We start from the raw sequence: 22,692 nt of genomic DNA on the forward strand, positions 1-22,692 counted from the left end.
AGACTTTGAGCGCGGAGCGAAGTTCATCAAAGATACTAATACTTAGTGTAGACAGAGATGACGATATAGGCGTTAAGGCAAAAATAAAAACTCCTTTAATTGGCAGAGAATCTTGTATAGCGGCAGCAACAAAATTATCTATTGCAGATCCAGAAGAAGCCGATGCTAACGCCATTTTTGCAGCAGTAAAGCAGTATGATGAGTTAGTGAGTAAAGGTCATGAATGTGAAGTAGCGGCGATAGCTGGATCATCTGAAGAAGGAGTTGAAGCCGACCAGAAATTAAGGTCTGAACTGATGAAGGTGATACAGAGATTCAATGCAAATGGAATGATCTTAGTATCAGATGGATTTGATGATAGTGCCATATTACCTATCTTATTAGGAGTAGGTCCTGTAATTTCTGTGAGAAGGGTTGTTATAAAACATAGTAAAAGTGTAGAAGAATCTTACGCTGTTCTTGGTAGATACTTAAAAACGCTTTTTACCGACCCTAAATACTCTAAATTTTCTTTGGGGGTACCTGGATTGTTACTTCTTGTTACAGGTTTTCTTAGTCTTTTTAATTTACTTCAACTTGCCACACAAATAACCTCTATAATTCTTGGTATCGCTTTGGTGGCATGGGGTTTCGATTTAATTAAATATACTACATCAATAAAGAAGATGGAGATATCTATAAAGAAGACTAGACCATCTTCATATCTCCGATTCTTCTCTATAGTGACAACACTTTTAGTTATATGTGTTGCTTTATATCGAGCATTTATTGCGATGTCGAATTTACCTGAATATCTTGAAATTTTGGGTGATGTCTCATTAATATTTAAACATGGACCTTTACTTTTTGGATTTTTTATGAAAGAAGCAATCCCTCTAACATGGGTTGGGCTCTCTATATATTTTGTATACTCTACAGTATCCCATTGGATAAGAAAAAGTGTAAAGATATGGCAGGATGTCTTTGCAATTATAATATTAGTTTTTCTTTACATACCTCTACTCGAATTTTCACAAATCTTGATAAATCCAGAACAGAGCGTCTTTACACTCGTATCACAGCTCTTATTAGGACTTATGGTAACATTTTTAGTTTCGATGGTAGCTTATCAATATATTCGCCATCATAGGAAAGTGAAGAGGACTTAAATTGCTTGACTCGTTATTTAGAGTAGCAGGTGTCTATAAACTTTACACTAGATATCTAAGTAACCAGATCAGCAAGACTGAAGCTCCTAAGCATATAGGGATCATATTGGATGGAAACAGAAGATGGGCAGAATCCCGTTCTTTTACAAGATTGGTCGGCCATCGTCTTGGTGCAGAAAAAGCTGAAGAACTTCTTGAATGGTGCCACGAATTTAATATCAAGACTGTAACTTTATATATCTTATCAATAGAGAACCTACAAAGATCACCTGAAGAGATAAAAGAGTTATTCGATCTTTTAGGAGAAAAACTCAGAAATCTAATGCAGGATGAGCGAATTCACAAGAATCATATTCGTGTAAAGGCCTTAGGTAAGCTTGATCTAATCCCCAATACTATAAGAAAACTTTTAGTTGAGATCGAAAAGGCTACAGAAAATTATAATGAGCACTTTCTCAATGTTGCCATCGCTTATGGTGGACGATTGGAAATAGTCGATGGTGTTAAGAGTATAGTTGAAAAGGTTACACTTGGTAAAATCAATCCTTCAGATATTACTCCAAAGATGATTGAGGAGCATCTATATACTTCACATCTTCCGCACCCTGAACCTGACCTTATAATCAGAACTTCTGGAGAGGAGAGGTTGAGCGGTTTCTTATTGTGGCAAAGTGCTTATAGTGAGTTCGTTTTTATAGATACCTATTGGCCAGAGTTCAGAAAGATCGATCTAATGAGGGCAATAAGAACCTATCAGAGAAGGAAGAGAAGGTTTGGAAATTAATCTATAGAAACCGTAGATCATCGGATTCATTTTTACTTTTATGAATGATTTTAGTCTTTAAGGCTTATTAAACCTGATCTATTTTAGCCCTGAACCTCTTCTATCAATTGTATCAAAGACTTCTGGACCAGTACTTATAATCGATACTGGCAAATTTAATGAATTTTCTATATCTTCGATGAACCTTTTTGCCTGTAATGGTAAATCTTCAAAACGAGTAATTCTATAACTTTTAGGAAAGACCACATCTAATTTAGTGATAGCTATCTGGGTCGCACTATTTAACATCACAGCTCGCTTTGCAATCTCAAAATTAAAAGGCGCCGCTCTTCTCGCCCTACCAGTTACTGTAGCTATTTCTGCCCATCCCCTCTTAATAGTTTCCTCTTCACTAATCTCCCTAGGCAACTCGCCTTCACCGACTCTTGTAACATACGACTTAAAGACAATCAGAACATCGTCTACCTTTTTCGGCCCTATTCCAATATCTGAGCAGATAGCAGATGCAGTTACATCCTTAGACGTTACGAATGGATAAGTTCCATGATAGAGAGAGAGAAAAGTGCCTTGAGTGCCTTCAAGTATAACATCTGAGCCACTATCAATAGATGTGTTAACTTCAAAGGCTACATCTCCTAAATATTTCTTTAAAGAAGGAAAATCTTTTGCAACTTTGGCAACCCTTAAAACCCTGTCTGAATTAGCCGGACCAGAACCTGATCCTGTAGTTCCTATCTTCTCCTTTAAATAACCCCTTTTATCACGCTCTATATGATCATGTTCGATGATACAACACTGCGAATCGACCATAACTCTTGAATCAACATTAAAAATCTTAATCTCGTTTAAAAGTACTTGGGGGTCGACTATAACTCCAGCACCTATCATCAATTTCGTCTGTTCATTTAGTATCGCACTAGGGAGCATCCTAAGCTTGTAGCTTTTTCCTTTAAAGACAACAGTATGACCAGCATTTGGACCTACGCCTCCCCTGACAGTTATAGCAGGATTGTCCTCCATGGCTAGATAAGATATTATTTTTCCTTTCCCACAATCTCCAAAGAAACCTCCAACTATTACAGTGACAACCATCACCTAATCATTACGACCATAAATAAACTGATAATTAAAGATATATATAATAAAGAATTAAAAATGATGCTTTACTGATTAGATTATGCTCAAGATAGTTTTGGGTAAATTAAAAGAAAGAAGTAATGATCTAGCGAATTTTTTAGAGGGGAAGCACTCTATTAAATCGTCTATAGAAGGTGATGAAATAATATTAGATGATGAAGAAAAAAAGGTAAAACTAAAGAAGAGATTTGTCAAAACGTATTTGAAGAGGTACCTCTATAAAAATGATTTAAAAAAAACTTATAGGGTTTTGGTGGAAGGTGATAGATTGATGTTTGTTGAATTAAAGTTTAAAGAAGAATAACCCCAGGGTCCTTTAAAACGAGATAATCATTTTCAATGAATTTCCTTGCATCTTTTAAAGCTTTATGAACTTTAGATACATTTAGATTATAAATTACTTCTTTTAATTTATTGGAAGTTTTTACTCAAAAATCAATCTATATTAAAAATATGCACAATAGGAAGAACACTAGATTAAAGCAATCTGATTTTATAAAACTTTGCGAATTAAAAGACCTATCAAAGCAGACTTATGCTTTTAAGAAGACAGTGTGCATAAAGATCATAAAGTTTGTTAAGACATATTCATTGGTTGAACTTGAAAAATGAAAGAGCAGAACTTTGTAGATAGGATTCAGTACTCAATGAGAAAACATTCTAGTAGGATAGTGTTGGCCCTTGATATAGTTGATGATGAAAAGTCAAAACTTCTGGAGAGAGTTTTGTCAATTATGAGAAGATTATCGCCTTATATTGCCACAGTCAAGCTAAACTACCATCTTCTCTTACCTTTGAACTTTAAAGAAATAAAGAAGATAGTAAATCTCGCTCATGATCACGATCTACAAGTTATAGCGGACTTGAAGTTAAATGATATAGCATCAACCAACTTGATAGTAAGTGATTATCTATGGAGAGCAGACTTTGATGCTGTTATTGCAAATCCATTCGTTGGTTATGAAGGAGGCCTTGAGCCAATGATTAAAAGAGCTCACGAAATGAGAAAGGGAGTAATCCTACTGGTATATATGAGCCATAAAGGTGCAAGAGAAGGTTATGATTTAACAATTTTAAATGAGTATGATGAAAAGAAAAAGTTGTACGAATTATTCATTCAGAAGGCGAAGAGATGGCATGCAGATGGAATAGTCGTTGGTGGAACTAATTTGAAGATATTATCATCTATATCATCTCGAACAAAAGGAAAGCTATTGATCTTCTCCCCTGGAGTAGGTGCTCAAGGTGGTAATGCGGTTAAAGCTGTAAGGTCGGGTGCAGATTTTATAGTCATCGGTAGATCAATACTATTCTCAGAAGATTCAGTATCTGTAGCTGTTAAGATCAATAAAGATACTTTTTATTAGATTTTATTTTAAGCGAATTAATATCAAATCTTCAAAGTCGCCTTCAAGCCCTTGTAACGATTGCGTATAGTGACCTCTGTAACACCTGCTGCCTCAGCGATGTCCTTCTGAGTCTTGTTCTCGCCTTCAAGGACACACGAAACATATAGTGCTGCTGCTGCAAGACCCATAGGATCTTTTCCTGCTGATGTCTTCATTTTTATAGCTTTCTCTAAAATTTCTAAAGCCTTTCTTTGAGTTCTCTCTGAAAGCTTAGATTCGCTTGCAATTCTAGATACGCATTTAGCTGGGTTTACTACAGGCATTTTCATATCCATTTCTCTTAGGAGTAGACGATAACAACGCGCTATATCTTTCTTTCTGATATTACTAATGCTACTGACATCTTTAAGAGTCCTAGGAGTTTCTGTGTCACGACATGCTGCATATAAGGATGCTACTATAAGTGCAGATATAGATCGCCCTCTAACTAAGCCCTTTTCGAGCGCCTTACGATAAATATATGCTGCTTTTTCTATTACTGCATCACTTACACTAAGTTTGTCAGCAAGTCGATCCAACTCACTAAATGCTTGCCTTAAATTTCTGTCTACTGGTTGATGAACTTGACTTCTGCTATCCCAAGTACGAAGGCGTACAATGGTGGCTTTCATTGATGAAGGAAGAGATTTTCCTGAGGCATCTACATCCTTGACTCCAATAATTGTGGCTAAACCCATGTCATGCATTGCTAGTGAAGAAGGCATTCCTGTACGACTCCTATTCTCTTTTTCTTCCTTTGAAAAAGCGCGCCACTCAGGTCCAACTTCTTCTATCTTCTCTTTTACTACAAAACCACAATTACTACAAAACAACTCGCCAGCTGAGCTATCTGCTATCATAGGCCCCTTTCCACACTTAGGGCAACGATCTACAATTCTTTGTAATCTAAAAATATCTGAAGTTTTTTCAGAAACCAAAATATACACCAAAAGATTTATTTACTTGGAATTCTTAATTCAAGAATCTAATATATAAATTTTCCCTTTTTTCGGTAAGATATATAAAAATAATTTTTAATAATTTAAAAATATTAAATATGAAAATAATTTTTCACGTATAATATTTTTAACTTAAAAAATTGTAATGAGAGAAAAAACATATAGTTTATTACAAGAGAAACCTATTTATGCTAAAATTTCAACACGCTCCTAACCAGGTTAGCGCCCTTCGGCAAGGGTATCTTTTTCTCCCTTTTGGCCGGGATTTGAACCCGGGTCGGAGCGGTGACAGCGCCCCATACTAACCGGACTATACTACCAGGGCAACTATTATGTTATATGGCTAGTAACCATTCCAGTTAAAAATTTTTCCTTTAAAGCTTCTATCTACCTCTTTCTAATCTCTCAAGCTAAGATTATATCTCTACTCTAAATCTTACTGAAAAGCTATTATAAATGATGTCATATAGAGTTATTGGCGGGTTCGAGGGCCCGTAGCTCAGTCAGGTAGAGCACCGGGCTTTTAATTAAAAAAGAAGCCACCCGGAAGGAGTTTTCCTGGGGATGGGTCCCGGGTCCGAATCCCGGCGGGCCCGCCTCTATTTCGGTATAATTTTTGTACACTAATTTTCTTTCTAAAGACCTGAAAATTTTCATCCGTGAAAAACTTTAATTTATTATCACCTTGAATTCCTCAAAGTTACGTGATCATAATTTTTATAATAAAATGACAGTTTTTTTGACGAATATGAAGGATTTTATGAAGAACCCTAAATTCTAGAGTGGATGTATGCCAAAGTAAAAAAAATTTTCATCATTCTATCCAAAATGGATGAAAAAAAGAAGGTTTATATTTCCTATCAGGTCTAACCGATATCGGAATTTTTATTTATATTGCTTTACAAATCAAAATTCTCTGTAAGCTTCAGCGAGTGGGTGTCCTTTGCACTCTAGGCTAAAAGATTTATACCAACCGAATGGCGATTTATGAGTATTTATTTTTTCACCAATAAGTCTATTCCTGAGTTCAGAGAGTAACTCTTTTGCCAATCTAGGTTTGCCTAGCTTTTTAGAAAGGTGTGCATAAGGATAAATAAGAACGCTTTTACATTTTATTCTGGAAATGTCCATTTTGACGTTTTTAACAAGCTTATCTAATAGCTCTTCAACTTTATCTTCATCATTCTTTTCAAAGCATATGAAGCAAACTAAAACATCCTTTAAATTCTCGCTTTCTGGATCAGGGTCTTCGGCAACAGGAGTACTTTTTTTGACTTGATAACTGAAAGATGAACAATGAATTTCTAGAACCTTCAAATTCGGTCCACCAGTTTTTCAACAAAACCTAAAAATCAAACTGTACTTAAACACTTCGTATAGGAGAATACTTTTTTAGGATTTTAATTATTTATGTGTAAAAGATGATTTTTTATTCCATGAATAATCTTTTACGCGTATGTATGATAAATTAGATACGAATATTTTTATGCTTAACTCATGAGTTCCGAATGAGTAGATAAAAATGGTTCAAGCATTTTGTGTAAAGTGTAAGAAGAAAGTGGAGATCAAAAAACCTAAACAAGTGACATTAAAGAATAAGAGACCAGCTATTAAAGGTACATGTCCTGTATGCGGAACTATAACTTATAGAATGGGTAGATATAGTAAAAAGAAGAAAACTCTAAAAGGAAAATTAGGGCTATTAAAATTATTTTTTTAATCCTTTGATATTTTCATTTCATATATTTGCTCGTTATATTTTATTATGTAATGCTTTATTATGTAATATTTGATTTAATAATAATTAGATACATATACTAATGTGATGACTAAAATAGGGTAAACTTTAGACTTTTTATAAAAGTTTAAATATAACAAGTTATTTCGAAATATCATTCCTTTCTATTTTAAGGCACAAATAGCATATGTATCCTAATTAGTGATTGTAATGAAGAAAAATTCTGAAGAAAGAAATGTAGCAGTTGCTGAGCACATCCTTGTATCTAAGCATGAGATATTGACCCCTAAAGAAATAAAAAAGGTTCTTAAAAGATATAATACAAAATTAGATCAGTTCCCATACATTTTAGGTACCGATCCGGTCGTCAAGGAAATAGGAGCAAAACTTGGAGATTTGATTAAAATTACTAGGAAAAGTGAAACAGCAGGAAAAAATATCTATTACCGTTATGTGGTGGAGGGATAATATATGGGGATACCAAAGACCCAAGAATTCGATCCTTGGGTTATAATGCAAGATATAATTGAGAAAGAAGGAGTTGCTCGCCAGCACTTAAACTCTTACAATGATTTTGTTCCAAAAGACATCCAAAATATCATAGGTGATATTGGAGAAGTGGAGATTGAAGCAATTGGAGGTTCTTATAAGGTAAAGTTCGGTAAGGTTTCTATCGGGCCTCCTAGAGTTGTGGAGATTGATGGCTCTGTTAGTAACATTCTGCCGATGGAGGCTAGATTACGTGATCTTACTTACACTTCACCGATATCCTTGGAAATGAGTATACTTGAGAATGATACTATACGAGAAATGCAAAGCCATTATATTGGAGATCTACCCATTATGGTGAAATCCTCTATATGCCCCCTTAATAGAATGAGTAAAGAAGATTTAATCCGTGTTGGTGAAGATCCAGATGACCCAGGAGGTTACTTCATCATAAATGGTTCTGAGCGAGTTATAGTTGGTCTTGAGGATCTTATCCCTAATCAAATTTTAGTAGATTATGAAAAGAGCGGAAGTGTGTCCTTATACAAGGCAAAGATCTATTCATCAATAGTTGGTTATCGAGCGAAACTTGAACTAACATTGAAACGAGACGGTGCTCTTTATATTAAAGTTCCGACATCTCCAGTTGAACTCCCGTTTATAATAATAATGAGGGCACTAGGACTTAAATCAGATAAAGAAATTGCTGAGATGGTCTCAATAAAACCTGAAGTTCAAAATTTTCTAGATATATCTTTTGATAAATCAAGTAATGTTATGTCTCCAGAAGCAGCTCTGATATATATAGGAAATAGAATAGCATATGGAATGCTCGATGAATTTCGGATTAGAAGAGCTCAATCATTACTTGATTGGGGACTTCTACCACATTTGGGCAGATCATCAGAAGATCGTATGAGTAAAGCTATATTCCTAGGCGAAGCTGCTTCTAAGCTTTTTGAATTAAAGCTTGGATGGGTTGAAATAGATGACAGAGATCATTATGGTAATAAAGTTATTAAATTCGCTGGGGAGATGATAGCTGATCTATTTAGAACCGCTTTCCGTAGTATGGTAAGGGATATGAGGTATCAGCTCGAGAAAATGGGTCAGAGGCGTGGCATCAATGCGGTTGGGGCCGCTATAAGACCCGGTATAATCACAGATAAATTAAGAAATTCAATAGCAACGGGTAATTGGGGTAGAGGTAAAGTTGGAGTTACACAACTTCTTGATAGAACGAACTACCTTTCAACAATCAGTCACTTAAGGCGCATTCAGTCGCCCTTGAGTAGAAGTCAGCCCAATTATGAGGCTAGAGACCTTCACGGAACTCACTTTGGTAGAATTTGTCCCAACGAAACTCCAGAAGGTTCTAACTGCGGTCTTGTAAAAAATCTTGCTCTCTCGACCATAATTTCTGTAAGCGTTCCAAAGTCTGATATTATAGATAAATTATTTGAGTTGGAAGTTAAGTCTATTTCAGAAATAGGTGAAGAACTACGAAAAAATGGTTGTAAAGTCTTCTTAGAAGGTAGCTTCATAGGTTACGTAGATGATGGTGAATCCTTTGCTAGATCTTTCAGGAAGTTACGTAGACAGGGGTTGATTAATCCTAATGTTAGCATTTTTCTTTATATACCAAAGGACCCGAGAGGAACTAGAAGGATTTACATATCTGCGCGCTCTGGGCGAGTCATGAGGCCCCTGATTATAGTGGAAAACGGGAAACCACTTTTAAATAATGAAATTATTGCACAAGTGTTACAAAATAATCTCAAATGGCGTGATTTACTGGAGCAGGGTATAATAGAATTGATTGATGCGAACGAAGAAGAGAACTGTCTAGTAGCCATTGATATGCATTCTCTAAACGAGAAGCATACTCACCTTGAATTGATAACATCTGTAATATTTGGAGTTGCAGCCTCTACGATACCGTATCCTGAGCATAACCAATCGCCACGTAATTCGTACGAATCTGCCATGGCTAAACAATCATTAGGTTTTCCCTTGCCCACGTTTCCTATCTCTACTTATGTGAGGAGCCATTTGCTAGCATATCCTCAAAAACCTCTAGTTGCGACGCGTTCATCCTCATTAATAAAATTAGAAGAGAGACCTATAGGACAAAATTGCTTAGTTGCTGTACTATCTTATGAAGGATATAATATAGAAGACGCAATAGTAATGAACAAATCTTCTGTAGAGAGAGGGCTTGCACGCTCATTCTTCTATAGACTTTACGAAGCTGAAGCTAAGCAATATTTGGGTGGTATGAAAGATGAATTTAAAATTCCCTCTCCAGATGATAATGTGAGAGGATATCGTGGTGAGAAGTACTACCGTCTTTTAGAATCTGATGGTGTGGTTATGCATGAAGCCAACGTTTATGGAGGAGATGTAGTCATAGGGAGGACCAGTCCACCTAGGTTTATGGAAGAATATAGGGAGTTCGAAATAAGGGGTCCATATAGGCGAGATACTTCTATTGCAATAAGACCCTCAGAGTTAGGAGTCGTAGACAGTGTTTTTCTAACTGAGAGTGTGGATGGTGGCAAGATGTTCAAAATAAGGGTTAGAAATATGAGGGTCCCAGAGATAGGAGATAAATTTGCCTCAAGGCATGGGCAGAAGGGTGTAATAGGCCTCTTAGTGAATCAAGAGGACATGCCTTATACTGAGGATGGGATCGTTCCTGATATTATCATAAATCCTCATGCATTCCCATCAAGAATGACAGTTGGTCAATTTATAGAATCTATAACAGGAAAAGTAGCCGCGATTAAAGGTGTTACTATTGATGGTACCGCATTTACTGGGGAAAAAACAGATAAATTAGAAAAGATATTAACTGAAGCAGGTTTTCATCCTTTAGGAATGGAAGTAATGTTTGACGGAAAAACCGGAAAACAATACAAAACGAACATCTTTCTGGGTGTAGTTTATTATCAAAAACTACACCATATGGTTGCAGACAAGATTCACGCTAGGGCAAGAGGGCAAGTACAGATGCTTACAAAGCAACCTACTGAGGGTAGAGCAAGAGGCGGTGGGTTAAGGTTCGGAGAGATGGAAAGAGATTGCTTGATAGCTTATGGCGCCTCAATGGTTCTTAAAGATAGGCTACTTGACGAAGCTGACAGAACTGAGCTTCATATTTGTGAAAGATGTGGTTTGATTGCTTATTATGATACAAGGCAAAGAAAATATGTATGTAGAGTATGCGGTGAATCAGCGGAGATATCTGTAGTTGTTGTGGCATATGCATTTAAGCTTCTACTACAAGAAATGATAAGTCTGAATATCGTGCCTAAGTTAATCTTAAAGGGTAAAGTATAAAGGTGCATAATTAATGTATCTCGAAGAATCTATTAAAACTATAGACTCCATTAAATTTACAGTTTTTTCCCCAAATCAAATAAGAAAATACTCTGTTACTGAAATAACTACTCCTGAAACATACGATGAAGATGGAATACCCGTTCAAGGTGGACTCATGGATAACAGATTAGGCACTTTAGAACCTGGCCAAAAATGTGCCACATGTGGAAATACCACTGCAAGATGTCCAGGTCATTATGGCCATATCGAATTAGCAGAGCCTGTATTGCATATAGCCTTTGTCAAAGTCATTTATAAATTACTTCGATCTATCTGTCGGGCTTGTGGAAGACTTCTAATATCTGAAGCTGAACTAGAGAACTATAGGAAAAGATTCACTAATGATTGCAATTTTACACCAAAATGTCGAGAAGATATTTCAAAAGAGATAATAGCTAAAGCTAAGAAGATCAAAATCTGTCCCCATTGTGGTAAACAGCAATATGATATAGAATTTACAAAGCCTACTATATTCCATGAGATAACAGAAGAAGGTGGAGCAATAAGATTATTACCTATAGCCATAAGAGAAAGATTTGAGAGAATCCCTGATAGTGATCTTGAGCTTTTGGACTACGATCCAAAATCATCAAGACCTGAATGGTTTATCTTGCAAGTCTTATCAGTTCCCCCATTATCTGTTAGACCATCAATTACACTTGAGTCTGGGATAAGGTCAGAGGACGATCTAACACATAAACTCGTCGATATATTAAGAGTTAACCAGAGAGTCAGAGAGAGTAAGGCATCGGGAACTCCTCCTTTAATAGTTCAGGATTTGGTAGACTTATTGCAATACCACGTGACTACTTTTTTTGACAATGAAGTCTCAGGGATACCACAAGCTCACCATAGATCGGGCCGCCCTTTGAAAACTATTAGTCAACGTCTTAAAGGAAAAGAAGGTCGTTTCAGAGGTAGCTTATCGGGTAAGCGCGTCGACTTCTCCAGTAGGACTGTCATTTCACCAGACCCAAGTCTAGAGATATCTGAAGTTGGAGTACCTTTTGAAGTAGCTAAAAAGGTGACTGTAGTAGAAAAAGTTTCTTCTTGGAATATTGAATTCTTAAAGAAACTAATTAAAAATGGGCCCAATGAGCATCCAGGTGCAAATTATATAATCCGACCTGATGGTGTTAAAATAAGGCTCGATTACGTTAGTGATAGGGAAACTTTAGCCAATACGCTCATCCCAGGCTTTTTAGTTGAAAGGCATTTGATGGATGGTGATATTGTAATATTCAATAGGCAACCTTCATTACACAGGATGTCTATCATGTCCCATTACGTTAAGGTGTTGCCTTTTAGAACTTTTAGATTGCATCCAGCTGTATGCCCACCTTATAATGCAGATTTTGATGGGGATGAGATGAACTTACATGTGCCACAAAGCGAGGAAGCAAGATCAGAGGCTTTAACTTTGATGAGAGTTCAACAACAGATACTTTCACCGAGGTATGGTGGCCCTATAATAGGTGCCATAAGGGATTTCATTACCGCTGCGTACCTTTTAACTAAACCGGACACGTTCCTAACAAAAGAAGAGTTCGCCAATTTGGCGCTTGCAGGTAGATATTATGGACCAATACCTAACCCAGAGATCAGCAAGCCTATAGAACTCTATACAGGTAAGCAGCTATTCTCTTTATTTTTACCAAAAGATTTCAACTATACAATGACCTCTAAATGGGTTATTAGCTTGGGAAAAGGTAAGGCTGTTAGAGATATAGTGATCAAGAATGGTTCATTATTTAGTGGTGTAATGGATAGGGCTGCAATTGGAGCCGAAGAACCTGATAGTCTTCTTCATAGGATCGCAAAGGATTATGGTATTGATGTAGCTAGTAATTTCTTGAACTCAATACTTTCAGTATTAAAATCATACATTACAATGCATGGCTTCTCTTATAGTTACGATGGTTTGATGCTTAATGAAGAAGCTAAGAAGATCATAAATGATGAAATAAAAAATTCTTATAGAAAAATTACAGAATATATCGATCAATATAAAAAAGGAATAATTGCAACTGTTCGAGGACTATCTTCAGAGGAAACTCTAGAATATTATATTGTAAATGAATTGGCTAAGGCCAGGGATCGTGTGGGACGGACCGCTGATCAAGCTTTTCCTCTTGACAATAGCGGTGTCATAATGGCTAGAACTGGGGCTAGAGGCTCAAGCTTGAACATAGGGCAGATGACGGCTGCCTTAGGACAGCAATCTGTTAGGGGAAAGCGTATTGAAAAAGGTTATCAAGGTCGCCCTCTATCTCATTTTCCTCCGTGGGATCTCACGCCAGATGCAAAGGGCTTTGTCCGATCCAATTATAGAGAAGGATTAGACCCAACAGAATTTTTCTTCCACGCTATAGGAGGGCGTGAAGGATTGGTCGATACAGCTGTAAGAACTCAGCAAAGCGGATATATGCAAAGGCGCTTAATAAATGCACTTGAACATATAAAGGCAGAATACGACTTAACTGTGCGGGATCCCTTTGGTAATATTATACAGTTCTTGTACGGTGAAGACGGTATCGATCCAGCTAAGAGTGACCATGGAAAAGCCGTAAATGTAGAACATTTAGTCGAAATTGAGGCATTGACTAATAAGAGAGAAAAACTATTAAAAGAAGAACGATTAGATGAGATTTTAAATAAATATTCAGAACAACTAAACATTAAACTGATCCAAAACCTGAAAGCTTCATTACTTAAGATTCCTTTAAAGGTTTCAGGAATTAAAAATGTCTGTAAAAAGGTTGTAGAGTTACTCGATAAAGCAACTATTGAACCTGGGGAGGCTTGTGGCATTGTTGCTGCACAATCTATTGGTGAGCCTGGTACACAAATGACTTTAAGGACATTCCATTTTGCAGGCGTAAAGGAAAGGGATGTCACATTAGGCTTACCTAGGCTCATCGAACTTGTAGATGCAAGAAAGCAACCTTCAACACCATCTATGGACATCTATCTAGATAAGGCTCATAAATCTACCGAAGAGAATGCCCTTAAAGTAGCAAAGGATATTCTTCTAACCAAAGTTGCTGATTTGGTTGAATATAGTGAAATTAACTATAGCGAGAAAGGTTATGAGATAAAGCTATTTTTAAACAAAGAAGCACTTAAAGAACGAGACTGTAGCCCTGAACTTATTATTAAAGCTTTATCCCTAAAGACTGGGAAACGTAAAGCGAAAATGAATGACGATGGTTCTATATCTATAACGATGGAAGGCGCTGATTTTTCAACAATATCCGTTCTAAATGACAAGATAAAGACTATGCGTGTAAAAGGTGTTTCAGGAATAGATCATATTACCATAGTAAAGAAAGATAATGAGTGGATGATGCAAACTGCAGGCTCTAACTTATCTAAAGTTTTAAAAATTCCAGGGGTGGATCGTTCACGTACAACTACAAACAGCATTTATGAAATAGAGGCAGTGTTAGGTATCGAAGCAGTAAGGGCAGCGCATATAAAAGAGATCATGAACACTTTAGATGAACAAGGTCTTGAAGTTGATATAAGGCATATATTACTTTTAGCAGACCTCATGACTTCTAAAGGCTTTTTCCAATCTATTGGGAGGCATGGAATTGCAGGAAAAAAGCCTAGCGTACTTGCTAGAGCTGCTTTTGAGATAACAGTCCCTACCCTGGTTGAAGCATCGGTGAAAGGCGAGGTAGAGGAATTAAAAGGGGTGACCGAGAATGTGATCGTCGGTCTTCCAATACCTATTGGCACAGGTATGATCGATCTATTTATGAAAAGCGATAAAAATGATTAGTGAAAAAAAACTCGAAAAAATTTTGAGGACAGTAATAAAGACTGGAAAGGTCGTTATTGGTACTAAGCAAGTATCTAAATCCATAAAAGGGTCTAAACTTGTGATTTACTCAACCTCTTTATCTGAAGAACGAACCTCGGAGCTTATTCGAACATGTAAATCTCTATCAGTGCCATTCATGGAATATAGGGGAACCTCTATGGACCTAGGAAGGATCTGTGGAAAACTTTTCCTTATATCTGCGATATCGATAAAGTCGTCTGGAGAAGTCGATCTGAATCCAATAATAAGCAACCTTGAATGACAAATGACTTAATAACCTTGACCATTTTTAAAAAGCTTAAATTCAACCTTTAAAGATATATGATGCTTAGTTACATGGCGTATCGATTATGACGGAAAAAATTAAATTGACATCTGACGAGTTTAGATTAATATCCCTGTTTCAGAGCATTAGTGGCGCTACAGCTAAAGATTGTATCATTGACGACAAAATGAATCGAGTAATATTCGTAGTAAATATCGGGGATATGGGTCTTGCCATAGGTAAGAATGGTCAATCTATAAAAACATTGGAAAAGCTCATAGGAAAGCCAGTTGAGCTTGTAGAGTATTCTCAAGATCCCAAGGAGTTTATAGGAAATGCACTTAATCGCAGATATATTTGTGATATAAGACTTACAGAAAAGTTAGATGGCAGTAAAATGGGAGTTATAGTTGTTTCCCGAAGACATAAAGGTGCTGCAGTTGGAAAAGGTGGAAAGAATGCTGAAAAAGTAAGGCTTCTAGCAAAGCGATACTTCCAAATAGACAAAATCCATATTGTTGCACATTAATTATACTATATAAACGATTATTAAATAAAGTTCATTATATATTATATATTTTTATTTAAAAAATATATAATGACTATACATTCAATTTAAGATGTCATTTTACTATTTGGTTTAATTTTCTATACTCTATTTCTTATCACTAACGGATTTAATACACTTCTTAGGTGTTGGATAGAAGATGCCACAATTTGCCGATAAATGGACAAAGTCATCATCCCCAACGGTCGGTGAAAGGGTCAAGGAGGCCATAAGACCAGCAGGTCCTCTGAAGCCAAGGCTAGATGCAGCGGTAAGGCAGATTAAAGCCCAAGTCTCAAAGCTCGATTCTACAACTACTAGATTAAAGGATAGGGATAGTGCTATATTTAACAAAGTAGTTTTGGCTATTCAAAAACATGATATGCCACATGCATCGGTGTTTGCAAATGAACTAGCTGAAATAAGAAAGATGAACAAGATGGTTACACAGGCAAAAATAGCACTTGAGCAGATAGTCTTACGATTAAATACTGTCCAGGAACTTGGTGATGTAGTCGTAACACTTACTCCAGCAATGGCTGTTATAAGAAGTGTGAAGTCAGGACTTGGAAGTGTATTGCCAGAAGCCGATCGAGAAATAGGAGAGATCAGCGGTCTACTTAGCAGCATCCTTGTAGATGCTGGACAACTCGGAGGTTATACACTCAATTTCGAAGCAGCCAATGAAGATGCTGAGAGAATAATATCAGAAGCCTCAATTGTAGCAGAACAAAGAATGAAAGACAAGTTCCCAGAGTTACCGATGGGAGATGAACTCCCTTCTACTGAAGGTCTAGAATGAAACAACAACGAATGGGCATGACAGCCATAATCCCTACAAAATTAAGAAAGCCTGTAACTTCCAGAGAAGACGTGGGATACGGTTGTCTACCCTTTTTCTTTTCTTTTAAAGATAAAAATGATCCAATAGATTTTATTTATAATTTGGAATCCTCTATCCAAAATTTAGGGCGAAAGTTCTTTGAATCTCTTCAAATCGCTATCAAAGGATGAGAATGATGGACTGAAGATCAAAGTATCATCAGCTATCAGAAAGATAGAAGTTCGTAGAAGAAATATCAATAACGTAAAGTATAGATTGAGAAACCGAATTAAAAGACTTCTAGAGCTGAGAAAAATGGAGAGTGAGTATAAAAACGATACCAAAATAAATCTTTATGAAACAGAGTACTTGAATCTTGATAATTTAATTCGGATAGTTGATGCTTGTGAATTGGCCCTTATTCAAATCATGATTAGGCTAGAAATATTTAGGGATCTTAATGAAGTTGTTTATAATTTGAGCTCTACCTTAAAAATTATGAAAGAAGTCGGCAAGTCCATATTTGGAATTTTGCCTAGCTTTGAGAGCTTTTTTAATGATTTTAATTCTACATTTAATGAAACTTATGGAAAACTACAAAATTTATCTCCCAGATTAAGCATCGATTTAATAACAGAAGAAGGGGAAGAATTAATCGAAGATGCCATTAAATATGTGGAAAAGAAAGTTTTAAAAGATGAGACTTTAGAGTCGATTATATCGAATAAAGATAATATCGTTATTGAGAAACCAAAAAAAGTGGCTATGTTGATAACTGGAGAAGCTGTTGATGAATCTTCCTGTTTATCACCAATCAATTCAAAAATTAATAGAGCAATAGTTGATTATATATCTGAACATAAAGGTAATTTAAATATGTTGGAAGCTTTAGATGAAGTTGATCACTAAATGGTTGAGTGATAGAAGTTGAGCATGGGGGTTGCTAAAGAATTGGAGGATGCAGCTGGTGAATACGCCTCAAAGGCTATCCGACTCGACTCTCAAGGCGCTCATGGTATGGCGATAGTTATGTATCAAAAGTCTATTTCAACTTTGATAAAATTATCGAAATTATATCCAGAATATAAGTTGAACAAACTTTACTTGGAGAGAGCTAGAGCTTACCAAGAAAGAATTAAAGCCCTTCACTCGACACATGGAATTATACAAGATGACTCGAAGGAAGAAATCTTTAGACCTGGATACAGCCCAATATCTAGACAAGCTCCCAAAATAGTCGAATCTTTGAAAGCGTCTTATAGCGATCTTGTCTTAAAAGAAAAGCCTAATGTGAAGTGGGATGATGTGATAGGCATAGACGAATCAAAAAAAGCTTTAAGAGAGTCTATAATATTCCCAACACAGCGGCCAGATCTTTTCCCATTGGGCTGGCCCAGAGGACTATTACTTTTTGGGCCACCTGGTTGTGGTAAGACCATGCTTGCAGCAGCTACAGCTTCAGAGATTGATAGCAACTTTATAACTATTGATGCAGCCACTATAATGTCAAAATGGTTGGGAGAAGCAGAAAAGAATGTAGCTAAGCTTTTCAATTCAGCAAGGAAGATGACGGAAGGAGATAAGTCTGTAATTATCTTTATAGACGAACTAGATTCGATGCTTGGATCGAGGTCACAAGAAGTTGGGGGAGAGATTAGAGTAAGAAATCAGTTTCTTAAGGAAATGGATGGAATAATCGATAAAGGTAAGAGAATCCACCTCTATGTAATAGGAGCAACCAATAAGCCTTGGTCTTTAGATTGGCCTTTCTTAAGGCGCTTCCAGAAGCGAATATATGTGCCTCTCCCATCTTTGAAATCAAGGATGGAAATGTTAAAGCTTTATACATCACCTCTAAAGCTTAATCCAGAAGTCAACTTAAGAGAACTTGCAAAGATGACGGAAGGCTACTCAGGTAGTGATATTAGGGACATATGCCAAGCTGTCCAGATAAGAGTAGTTTCAGAGCTGTTTGACTGTGGAGATGCTTGCGACGAATCATCTCAAACAAGGGAGATAACTCAAGACGACTTTAAAAATATCCTTACGATGAGAAGACCAAGCGTGTCTCAAGATATGCTTAGAGCTTATGTTTCTTGGAGTGATAATTTTAAAGCATTATAAAAATCGTTTAAATTTTTATACCCTATATTTCAGAAGAAATTTAAGGAGTTAACCTGAATCTATCTCTGGGATACAATACTGCCTCACGGATATTTTCCATTCCTGTAAAAACCATAATAAATCTATCCAAGCCTAGACCCCAACCTGCATGGGGGGGCATCCCCCAGGAGAAAGCCTCTAAATGATCTGAAAAACTTTTAGTGTCAAGACCACTTTCTAAAAGACGTTTCTCTAACTTTTTTTTATCTGACACTCTTGTTCCTCCTGATGCAAGTTCTATATGCCCGTACATTAGGTCAAATGACTCTGAAATTTCATCATTTAATTCATCAATCTCTATATAGAAAGGTTTGAGCTTAGTTGGCCAATCTATAATGAAATAGAAGCCTTCATGCTTTCTTCCAAGAATTCTTAAAGCTCTAGTATCTAAGTCATCTCCAAAGTTTATTTTTAAACCAGAATCATGTAACTCTTCCAAAGCTTTGAAGTAGGTTATTTTATTAAAAGGAATTCTAGGAATATCTAAGTCTCTATTTAGTATATTCAACTCGTTTTGACAGTTTTTTAATACATCCTCATGAGCCTTAACAATTATTTTTTCTAATATATTCATGACATCATCTTTGCATGAGAAGGCTGATTCTATATCTACACTTACAAATTCGTTGAGATGCCTCCTTGTATGAGATTTTTCAGCTCTAAAGTAGGTCGATATTTCAAAGACTCTTTCTAAGGATAAAGTCAACTGCTCTTTATAAAGTTGTGGAGATTGAGCCAGAAAAGCCTCATTTCCAAAATAATCTAGAGAGAAAAGGGTGGCTCCCCCTTCAACTGCTTGCCCTATTATTTTTGGCGTATTTACTTCTATAAATCTCTCATCAATCAAAGTTTTCCGAATTGATTGTAAAACTAAATGCTTTATCTTGAAAATAGCTGCTGTTGAAGGATTTCGAAGATCCAAAGCTCTAGCATGTAATCTTAGATCTAATGAGGAATCAACTCTTCCTGTTGGATCTATAGGTAAAGGATGAGTGGCTGGAGAGACTATCTCTATACTATCAGCTTGAATTTCCACCTTTACATGTTTAGCCTTGCTCTCTTTTACAGTACCATGAATTACTACAATACTTTGTCTTGTTAAAATCTTTGCAGTTGTGAATGCATCCCGAGGCGTATTACTCTTTCTGAATACAGCTTGAACGATTCCGCTAACATCCCTCACCGTTAAAAAGAGCAAAGAGCCAAGAGGTCTTACGTCTTCGACCCAACCTGCTACACTAACTTTCTCCTCTAAGAGGTTCCTATCTAATTCAGATGCAAAAATCCTCCTCTTTGAACCTTTTTTAATATCTTTCAAACTCAACCAAAAGGTCAATTTCCCTGACTTCCTTGACAATCCTCTTGACTTTCTTGATGTCAAGAGGGAGTCTTTCTGTCTTCCTACCTGATATAACGACTTTAGTTATTTTGCTCCCATCAGGAAGCCATACAACATTTACTGTTGCAATCCTAATAGGATAAAAAAGATCTTCTAACATCTTACGATCAGAAGCATCTCCTTCAATTAACCATACTTTTCCTTGTAGCTCAGATTCTATCTTTTTCATAGTCTGAGGATTTTTTCTTAATATGTGTGGATCGCCTGCTGTAACTACAAAAATATACTCCCCACCCAAATCTAATGCACGAATCAAGGTTACTTTATCAAGATCGGGCAACTTGTCGGCAAGTTTTGTTAATCGTACTGATATTTCAACATCTGATTTGCCTATATGCCCGCTCTTCAGTTTAGTCTCACATTTTGGGCATAAGACTCCTGTTTTAGCGCAGAAAGCACAGATGGGCGTCCTCAAATTAAGATATAGTAAAAAGAGGTAGTAAATTTATTTTACGCATTTAATAAGAATATTATTTTACTATGCGCTCTATCTTTACTTTCAAGAATTGATAAATATCTTGTATTCTTTTTTCAATATTTTAAACCATCTTTTTACTTCTCTATCTTGCATCAGAACCTCATGCGATTTTTTAGTATCCTTTTTAAATAGATTTAACTAAGTTTGTTCTATGCCAGAACTTCCTAAATATGCTGATTACAAAGAAAAAGAATTTGAGAATATAAAAGATTCATATTGGCCAAAAGACCCTTCAAAGCGAGAAATTTGGTTGACTATCATTTTCTCCTTAGTTGAAAGCCCAAAGAAATGGACCGATCTTCTATATTTTACGAAGCTCTCACTTCCAAGATTAGCAGAACAAATAAGAGAGATGGAGAGGGCTGGGATAGTAAAGAGAAAATGTGACGCTTTCCATTTGATAGCCTCTAGAGAGAAGATTTACAATACTCTAAATCAGGCTTTACAAGAATGTGAAAAGAAGATGAGCCTCCTCAAAAATTTACTCGTAATTTTAAGATAGGTATTTTGTTAAATAACTTGGAAAAATCTTTTTTAATAATTAGACCATTTTGATGCTGCTTTGATTTCACTTTTTAATTAGAATATAGAAATATACCCACAAAGGATAATAAATAATATTTTAGATCAAACCAATTGTTATAATAAATCATCACGAGAGGAAAGAAATTGTCAGTTTTCTTCATCTGAAATATTTCACAAATTAATAATATTGATAGTTAAGTTAAATTATACATGATATTTATATAATACTCTCCCTTTTTGGGAGATAAAATGAGGATGGAAGATGAAGATATTTACTAGAGAGGAATTAAAGGAATTTAATGGCAAAGGTGGAAAGCCTGCCTATGCTGCATATAAGGGTAAAGTCTATGATGTCTCTGAGAGTTACCTTTGGGAAGATGGTGAACATCAAGACGAACATTTTGCAGGAAAAGATCTAACTAATGAACTTGAAGATGCTCCTCATGAAGCAGAGGTGTTAGAGAGATTTCCTTTAGTAGGAGAATTAAAAGAAGAATGATGAAGTAAGAAGTTAATTCAACATTATGATATCTTCTTTTAATCAAAGAAGATGAATATTTGTAATCATTTTTGAGTCTACATTTTGCTTTTAAGATAACTAATTATTTTTGTCATATGGCAAATAAAAATTTAATAAAAATCTTTCACTATAAGGTCGCACCAAGGATTGAATTTAAGTATAGGCCTGACTACAAACGCGAGTTATAAAAAAGTAAGATGGTTAGCTACTTTAGCTAAAGAAACGAGATTATATAGAATTTGGATAGGGGAAGATATTGATAGTTTACATAACGTTTTCACTTTAACAAGCATATTTCTATTGAAAACAAGCTTCACAAAGGTTGGCATAGGAATAACTAGCCCATTAATTCGCAATATCACAACCATTGCTCGAGCTGCAGCAGGATTGATTGAGCTTGACTCTGAAGAGAGATTTATACTAGGATTGGGCATAGGTGGTCTTCAAGACTTGTCCAAAAAGGGCTTAGTCATTAAAAACCCTTTACAGATTTTAAGAAATGCTAATGATATTCTAAAAAGGATTTGGTTTGGCGAAAAGGTAACTTCTAAAGAAGGATTTGTACTTGATGGTTACTCAGCTAGAAGTAAATTAAAGATTCCTATTTATTTTGGAGCTAGAGGTCCTAAATTACTTGAACTGGCGGGTGAAATAGCTGATGGCGTAATCATAAGCGGACCTAGATCGTATCTAGAAAAGGCAACTAACATAGTTAAAAAAGGATTAGAAAAAAGTAAAAATCCATACAGGAATTTTAACATAGTAGTATGGCTTCCGACAGTTTTAATTAAAGATGGTAAAGGGATAGCCATTGCAAAGGAGGTAGTTTCTATAATAATTTCTGATACGCCTAAAAAAGTATTAGAGCTTTCTGGGATCGACGATATGAGAATAAGGAAAGTTCGTGATGCAATCTTAAAATTTGGTATAAAAAGGGCATCAGAATTGGTTACAGAAGATCTTATAAGAGATTTTAGTATTTCTGGCAATGCTCAACAAATTTGTGAAGAATTAAAATCTTTTAAAGAATTTGGAGTGGATGAAGTTGTCTTCGGCCCTCCTTACGGATTGAATTGGCAAAGTTCTATCGTAAATGTATTAGAGGCGTGGAAATAG

Annotated in this window: 22 protein-coding genes and 2 tRNA genes; 18 read left to right on the plus strand and 6 right to left on the minus strand. The window is 36.0% G+C overall.

From position 1 onward, the window contains the following. Positions 1-5 precede the first annotated feature (5 nt). Both L6N96_00520 and uppS read left to right on the plus strand, forming a co-directional pair. Positions 6-1,148 (plus strand): DUF373 family protein, encoded by a 1,143-nt coding sequence (locus L6N96_00520; protein MCP8322650.1) that lies wholly within the window; start codon positions 6-8, stop codon positions 1,146-1,148. A 1-nt stretch (position 1,149) separates the two neighbouring features. Beyond that, a complete protein-coding gene (gene uppS / locus L6N96_00525; GenBank protein ID MCP8322651.1) occupies positions 1,150-1,932 on the plus strand; it encodes a polyprenyl diphosphate synthase in 783 nt (260 codons plus the stop codon). A gap of 78 nt (positions 1,933-2,010) precedes the next feature. Here uppS and L6N96_00530 read toward each other — a convergent pair whose 3' ends face one another. Next, positions 2,011-3,024: an adenylosuccinate synthetase gene (locus L6N96_00530; GenBank protein MCP8322652.1), complete on the minus strand. Its 1,014-nt coding sequence runs from the start codon at positions 3,022-3,024 to the stop codon at positions 2,011-2,013. 100 nt (positions 3,025-3,124) lie between these two features. Between L6N96_00530 and L6N96_00535 the strand changes: the two genes are divergently transcribed. Together L6N96_00535 and L6N96_00540 are read left to right on the plus strand one after the other, a co-directional pair. Next, a complete protein-coding gene (locus L6N96_00535) occupies positions 3,125-3,373 on the plus strand; it encodes a hypothetical protein (GenBank protein MCP8322653.1) in 249 nt (82 codons plus the stop codon). Positions 3,374-3,677: 304 nt separating this feature from the next. Next, positions 3,678-4,436: an orotidine 5'-phosphate decarboxylase gene (locus L6N96_00540; protein ID MCP8322654.1), complete on the plus strand. Its 759-nt coding sequence runs from the start codon at positions 3,678-3,680 to the stop codon at positions 4,434-4,436. 23 nt (positions 4,437-4,459) lie between these two features. Here L6N96_00540 and L6N96_00545 read toward each other — a convergent pair whose 3' ends face one another. Both L6N96_00545 and L6N96_00550 read right to left on the minus strand, forming a co-directional pair. Then, positions 4,460-5,395 carry a transcription initiation factor IIB gene (locus L6N96_00545; GenBank protein MCP8322655.1) on the minus strand — a complete coding sequence of 312 codons (936 nt, stop codon included), beginning with the start codon at positions 5,393-5,395 and terminating at the stop codon, positions 4,460-4,462. Between the two features lie 244 nt (positions 5,396-5,639). Beyond that, positions 5,640-5,741 (minus strand) — tRNA-Asp (locus tag L6N96_00550). A 163-nt stretch (positions 5,742-5,904) separates the two neighbouring features. Here L6N96_00550 and L6N96_00555 point away from each other — a divergent pair. Next, positions 5,905-6,012: transfer RNA gene (locus tag L6N96_00555), tRNA-Lys, on the plus strand. A 310-nt stretch (positions 6,013-6,322) separates the two neighbouring features. Here L6N96_00555 and L6N96_00560 read toward each other — a convergent pair. After that, a complete protein-coding gene (locus L6N96_00560; GenBank protein MCP8322656.1) occupies positions 6,323-6,733 on the minus strand; it encodes a threonyl-tRNA synthetase editing domain-containing protein in 411 nt (136 codons plus the stop codon). Between the two features lie 205 nt (positions 6,734-6,938). On the opposite strand from L6N96_00560, the gene L6N96_00565 reads away from it, so the two are divergent. The 10 genes from L6N96_00565 to L6N96_00610 all read left to right on the plus strand — a co-directional run bounded on the left by L6N96_00565 (position 6,939) and on the right by L6N96_00610 (position 18,615). Next, a complete protein-coding gene (locus L6N96_00565) occupies positions 6,939-7,136 on the plus strand; it encodes a DUF5679 domain-containing protein (GenBank protein ID MCP8322657.1) in 198 nt (65 codons plus the stop codon). Between the two features lie 228 nt (positions 7,137-7,364). Then, positions 7,365-7,622 carry a DNA-directed RNA polymerase subunit H gene (locus L6N96_00570; GenBank protein ID MCP8322658.1) on the plus strand — a complete coding sequence of 86 codons (258 nt, stop codon included), beginning with the start codon at positions 7,365-7,367 and terminating at the stop codon, positions 7,620-7,622. 3 nt (positions 7,623-7,625) lie between these two features. Beyond that, positions 7,626-10,985 (plus strand): DNA-directed RNA polymerase subunit B, encoded by a 3,360-nt coding sequence (locus L6N96_00575; protein ID MCP8322659.1) that lies wholly within the window; start codon positions 7,626-7,628, stop codon positions 10,983-10,985. A 13-nt stretch (positions 10,986-10,998) separates the two neighbouring features. Further along, a complete protein-coding gene (locus L6N96_00580; GenBank protein ID MCP8322660.1) occupies positions 10,999-14,814 on the plus strand; it encodes a DNA-directed RNA polymerase subunit A' in 3,816 nt (1,271 codons plus the stop codon). Continuing rightward, positions 14,807-15,118: a ribosomal L7Ae/L30e/S12e/Gadd45 family protein gene (locus tag L6N96_00585; GenBank protein ID MCP8322661.1), complete on the plus strand. Its 312-nt coding sequence runs from the start codon at positions 14,807-14,809 to the stop codon at positions 15,116-15,118. Before L6N96_00580 ends, L6N96_00585 begins: the two co-directional genes overlap by 8 nt. Positions 15,119-15,206: 88 nt before the next feature. After that, positions 15,207-15,650, plus strand: a complete 444-nt coding sequence (locus tag L6N96_00590; protein ID MCP8322662.1) for a NusA-like transcription termination signal-binding factor — start codon at positions 15,207-15,209, stop codon at positions 15,648-15,650. Between the two features lie 178 nt (positions 15,651-15,828). Next, positions 15,829-16,470, plus strand: a complete 642-nt coding sequence (locus L6N96_00595; GenBank protein MCP8322663.1) for a Snf7 family protein — start codon at positions 15,829-15,831, stop codon at positions 16,468-16,470. Then, positions 16,467-16,682, plus strand: coding sequence for a hypothetical protein (locus L6N96_00600; GenBank protein ID MCP8322664.1), 216 nt, complete (start codon positions 16,467-16,469; stop codon positions 16,680-16,682). The genes L6N96_00595 and L6N96_00600 overlap by 4 nt, the downstream gene beginning before the upstream one ends. Further along, positions 16,651-17,400: a hypothetical protein gene (locus L6N96_00605; protein MCP8322665.1), complete on the plus strand. Its 750-nt coding sequence runs from the start codon at positions 16,651-16,653 to the stop codon at positions 17,398-17,400. Before L6N96_00600 ends, L6N96_00605 begins: the two co-directional genes overlap by 32 nt. Before the next feature lie 24 nt (positions 17,401-17,424). Beyond that, positions 17,425-18,615, plus strand: coding sequence for an AAA family ATPase (locus L6N96_00610; protein ID MCP8322666.1), 1,191 nt, complete (start codon positions 17,425-17,427; stop codon positions 18,613-18,615). Positions 18,616-18,655: 40 nt separating this feature from the next. On the opposite strand, the gene aspS is transcribed toward L6N96_00610, so the two are convergent. Further along, positions 18,656-19,972 carry an aspartate--tRNA(Asn) ligase gene (gene aspS / locus L6N96_00615; protein MCP8322667.1) on the minus strand — a complete coding sequence of 439 codons (1,317 nt, stop codon included), beginning with the start codon at positions 19,970-19,972 and terminating at the stop codon, positions 18,656-18,658. Then, positions 19,959-20,468, minus strand: coding sequence for a hypothetical protein (locus tag L6N96_00620; protein MCP8322668.1), 510 nt, complete (start codon positions 20,466-20,468; stop codon positions 19,959-19,961). The genes aspS and L6N96_00620 overlap by 14 nt, the downstream gene beginning before the upstream one ends. Positions 20,469-20,682: 214 nt before the next feature. On the opposite strand from L6N96_00620, the gene L6N96_00625 reads away from it, so the two are divergent. The 3 genes from L6N96_00625 to L6N96_00635 all read left to right on the plus strand — a co-directional run bounded on the left by L6N96_00625 (position 20,683) and on the right by L6N96_00635 (position 22,692). Beyond that, the gene (locus tag L6N96_00625; protein MCP8322669.1) at positions 20,683-21,033 is read left to right on the plus strand and encodes a hypothetical protein; all 351 of its coding nucleotides are present in this window, start codon (positions 20,683-20,685) and stop codon (positions 21,031-21,033) included. A gap of 285 nt (positions 21,034-21,318) precedes the next feature. Beyond that, the gene (locus L6N96_00630; GenBank protein MCP8322670.1) at positions 21,319-21,555 is read left to right on the plus strand and encodes a hypothetical protein; all 237 of its coding nucleotides are present in this window, start codon (positions 21,319-21,321) and stop codon (positions 21,553-21,555) included. A gap of 168 nt (positions 21,556-21,723) precedes the next feature. Further along, complete coding sequence (locus L6N96_00635; protein ID MCP8322671.1) at positions 21,724-22,692, plus strand: LLM class flavin-dependent oxidoreductase; 969 nt, start codon at positions 21,724-21,726, stop codon at positions 22,690-22,692.

Source organism: Candidatus Methylarchaceae archaeon HK02M2, from assembly GCA_024256165.1.
Taxonomy (GTDB): Archaea; Thermoproteota; Nitrososphaeria; order Nitrososphaerales; family JACAEJ01; genus HK02M2.

What these genes read in the sequence shown, in the direction of transcription:
- L6N96_00530 (MCP8322652.1), bottom strand. Translation starts at nt 3,024, where the DNA reads ATGGTTGTCACTGTAATAGTTGGAGGTTTCTTTGGAGATTGTGGGAAA.
- L6N96_00540 (MCP8322654.1), top strand. Translation starts at nt 3,678, where the DNA reads ATGAAAGAGCAGAACTTTGTAGATAGGATTCAGTACTCAATGAGAAAA.
- L6N96_00565 (MCP8322657.1), top strand. Translation starts at nt 6,939, where the DNA reads ATGGTTCAAGCATTTTGTGTAAAGTGTAAGAAGAAAGTGGAGATCAAA.
- L6N96_00570 (MCP8322658.1), top strand. Translation starts at nt 7,365, where the DNA reads ATGAAGAAAAATTCTGAAGAAAGAAATGTAGCAGTTGCTGAGCACATC.
- L6N96_00575 (MCP8322659.1), top strand. Translation starts at nt 7,626, where the DNA reads ATGGGGATACCAAAGACCCAAGAATTCGATCCTTGGGTTATAATGCAA.
- L6N96_00580 (MCP8322660.1), top strand. Translation starts at nt 10,999, where the DNA reads ATGTATCTCGAAGAATCTATTAAAACTATAGACTCCATTAAATTTACA.
- L6N96_00585 (MCP8322661.1), top strand. Translation starts at nt 14,807, where the DNA reads ATGATTAGTGAAAAAAAACTCGAAAAAATTTTGAGGACAGTAATAAAG.
- L6N96_00590 (MCP8322662.1), top strand. Translation starts at nt 15,207, where the DNA reads ATGACGGAAAAAATTAAATTGACATCTGACGAGTTTAGATTAATATCC.
- L6N96_00595 (MCP8322663.1), top strand. Translation starts at nt 15,829, where the DNA reads ATGCCACAATTTGCCGATAAATGGACAAAGTCATCATCCCCAACGGTC.
- L6N96_00600 (MCP8322664.1), top strand. Translation starts at nt 16,467, where the DNA reads ATGAAACAACAACGAATGGGCATGACAGCCATAATCCCTACAAAATTA.
- L6N96_00610 (MCP8322666.1), top strand. Translation starts at nt 17,425, where the DNA reads ATGGGGGTTGCTAAAGAATTGGAGGATGCAGCTGGTGAATACGCCTCA.
- L6N96_00625 (MCP8322669.1), top strand. Translation starts at nt 20,683, where the DNA reads ATGCCAGAACTTCCTAAATATGCTGATTACAAAGAAAAAGAATTTGAG.
- L6N96_00630 (MCP8322670.1), top strand. Translation starts at nt 21,319, where the DNA reads ATGAAGATATTTACTAGAGAGGAATTAAAGGAATTTAATGGCAAAGGT.